Source organism: Roseitalea sp. (genome assembly GCF_984466335.1).
Window position 1 is genome coordinate 16812 of the sequence record NZ_CFIFWG010000043.1, and the last position, 3107, is coordinate 19918.

The following is a 3107-nucleotide window of genomic DNA, read 5'->3' on the forward strand; positions in this document are numbered from 1 at the left end:
TGACCGACTTGCCCGAACCGCTTTCGCCGACCAGGCAGCGGGTTTCGCCGGCGCGGATATCGAGGTCGATCCGGTCCAGGATCGGCGCCGCGTGAGCGTTGCCGGTGAGCCCCACCTGCAATTGGCGGATCTTCAACACCCGGCGGAGCTGCGACAGATCGCGCGCCTTGAACGCCATCTCAGACCTCCCGCCCCTTCATGCGCGGGTCGAACAGATCGCGCGCGGTGTCACCGAGCAAGTTGATGCACAAGATGCACAGCGACAGCACCAGGCCGGGCCAGAAGATCAGGCCGGGATTGATCTGAAAAAAGCGGCGCCCCTCGGCCATGATGTTGCCCCAGGTGGGAATTTCGGTCGAAACGCCTGCGCCCAGGAACGACAGGATCGCCTCGATCAAGATGGCAGAGGCGCATATATAGGTGCCTTGGACGATCAGCGGCGCAACAGTGTTGGGCACAAGATGCTGCAACATGATCTTGGGCATCGACGAACCGAGCGCGATCGCCGCCTCCACATAGGGCTCTTCGCGCGCCGAAAGGATGACCGAGCGCACCAGCCGGACCACGCGCGGCACTTCGGGGATCGTGATCGCCATGATGACCGAGCCAAGGCTTGGCCCGTTCAGCGCCACCAGCGCAATGGCCAGGAGAATCGCCGGGATCGCCATCAGGCTGTCCATGATCCGCATGATGATGCCGTCGGCGGCGCGCAGGAAACCCGCGACCAGACCGATGATCAGGCCCAGAACGACGCTGACCAGCGCCGCGCCGATCCCGATCAGGAGCGAGACCCGCCCGCCCATCATGACCCGGCTGAACACATCGCGGCCGAACGCGTCGGTGCCCAGCGGATGTTCGGCCGATGGCGGGCGCAACCGCGCCATCGCGTTCATCGCAAGCGGATCGTAGGGCACATAGAGCGGGGCCGCGAGAACGGCGATGACGATGACGGCCAGGACCGCCCCCGCAATCATCGGTCCGGGGCCGACGCGGGCGCCCGCCGGCAGCGAGAAGAGGCCGGTCAGCAGGTAAAAGGCGCTGTGTCCCCGGCTTGAAGCATCGGCCATGTCAGTACCGGATCCTGGGGTCGAAAAGCGAATAGGAAACATCGACGATCAGATTGACCGCCACATAGATGCCGGCGGTCAAAAGGATCATGGCCTGGATGACCGGATAGTCGCGCGCCAGGATCGCATCGACCGTCAACCGGCCGATGCCGGGGATGTTGAAGACGCTCTCGGTCACCACCACGCCCGAGATCAGAAGCGCAAAACCGGTCCCGATGACCGTCAGGATCGGCACCGCGGCATTGCGCAGCGCATGGCGGAACAGCACCGCATTCTCGCGCACGCCCTTGGCGCGGGCGGTGCGCACATAATCCTCGCCCAGCACTTCGAGCATCGAGGCGCGGGTCATGCGGGCGATCAGCGCCACATAGATGGTCGCCAGCGTCAACGAAGGCAGGATCGCCCGGCTGAAAAAGGCGCCCAGCCCGTCGGCGGGCGAAGCATAGCCCTGAACCGGCACCCAGCGCAGCTCGATGGCGAAGACCTGGATCAGGATGTAGCCGATCACAAACACGGGCACCGAAAAGCCCAGCACCGAAAACGCCATGACGGCGAAATCGATCCAGCTGCGGTGGCGCCAGGCCGCGATCACGCCCATGGGCACCGCCAGAAGGACCGAGATGATGATCGTCATGAGCGCGATGTTGACGGTCGGCCCCAGCCGGTCGCCAATCATCTGCGCGACGGGCGTGTTCGAAATCAACGATGTGCCCAGGTCGCCCCGCAGCATCTGGCCCATCCAGGCGATGAACTGGATGTGCAGCGGATCGTTCAGGCCGAGACTGTCGCGGATACGTTCCAGCTGGGCCGGCGTGGCCGCATCGCCCGCCAGAATGGCCGCCGGATCGCCCGGTGTCAGGCGCAGAAGAAGGAACACGAAAACGGCAACGATCAGCAGGACCGGGATTGTCGCCAAAAGCCGTCTGAGAAGATAACCGAGCATGAACGGGTCTCTTTGGCACGAAACCGGAAGTCAAGACGCGAAGCGGGGCGCCTGCCCCGCCACGGGCCAGCGGCGTGGTCTGACCGATCAGTCCGCGCCCTTGGTGACGTTCCAGAACACGGGCACCGGCGAGGGGATGATGCCCTCGATGTTGGCGCGGCGTCCCTGTGGGTTCACATATTCGCCCATCATCAGATAGTTCACATTGTCCATGACATAGGCCTGGATGCGCAAGGCCACCTCCTTTCGTGCCTCGGGCGTGGCGGCCGCGACGAACTGGGCACGCATCTTTTCGATTTCCGCATCGGTCGGCCAGCCGAACCAGCCATCGTCTCCGCGACCATTCAGCATCACGTTGATCAGCGGATCGGAGATTTCGGGGACCATCCAGTTGGTGAAGAACAGGTTCCAGCCGCCTTCGGCGGGCGGGCTTTGCCGGGCCCGGCGCTGAACCACCGACTGCCAGTCCATGGGCTGCATATCGACCTCGAAGCCGGCCTCGCGCAGCGCCTGGGCAGCAACGACGGGCTGGGTGGACAGCGTGATCACATCGGTCGGCGCCATCAGCACGACCGCAGTTCCATCATATCCGGCCTTGTCCAGCAGGGCACGGGCACCCTCGGGATCGGCGGCCTTGAGCGGCCCCGACCCGGTTTCATCGCCAAGCGGGGTCGCACAACCGAAGATCGCGCCGCAAACGTTGAAAAAGTCCGGCCTGCCTTGCTTCGTCGCCAGCATGTTTTCCTGGCTCAGAGCGGCGACCGCCGCCTGGCGGACCAGTTGGTTGTCGAAGGGCGGGTGCAGGAAGTTCGGCCGCCCGATCGTGACCATGCCCAGCGGGTCGCGCCTCTCGACGATGACATCGCGATTGCCTTCAAGGATTGGGAGCAGGTCGATCTGAAGGGCTTCGATATAATCGATCTCGCCCGCCGCCAGCGCGTTGACCGCCGTCAGATGGTCCGGCATCGTCGTCCACACAACGCGATCGACATTGGCGACCTTGCCGCCCGCCATCCAGGAGGGGGGCTCGTCGCGCGGCACGTAATCGTCGAACCTGTCGTAGGTCACCGAGACGCCCGGCTCGAATTCTTCCAGTT

3 protein-coding genes and 1 pseudogene are annotated in these 3107 nt (G+C 64.4%); all 4 read right to left on the reverse strand.

Features of this window, described 5'->3' with window-relative positions:
* Nucleotides 1-178: pseudogene (locus tag AC5E6L_RS05975) on the reverse strand (microcin ABC transporter ATP-binding protein); the annotation flags it as partial.
* 1 nt (nucleotide 179) lies between these two features.
* The gene (locus AC5E6L_RS05980) at nucleotides 180-1067 is read right to left on the reverse strand and encodes an ABC transporter permease (protein WP_491230176.1); all 888 of its coding nucleotides are present in this window, start codon (nucleotides 1065-1067) and stop codon (nucleotides 180-182) included.
* Between the two features lies 1 nt (nucleotide 1068).
* Complete coding sequence (locus tag AC5E6L_RS05985) at nucleotides 1069-2010, reverse strand: ABC transporter permease (RefSeq protein WP_491771947.1); 942 nt, start codon at nucleotides 2008-2010, stop codon at nucleotides 1069-1071.
* An 87-nt stretch (nucleotides 2011-2097) separates the two neighbouring features.
* A partial coding sequence (locus tag AC5E6L_RS05990; protein WP_491771949.1) for an ABC transporter substrate-binding protein occupies nucleotides 2098-3107 on the reverse strand: 1010 nt, incomplete at its 5' end.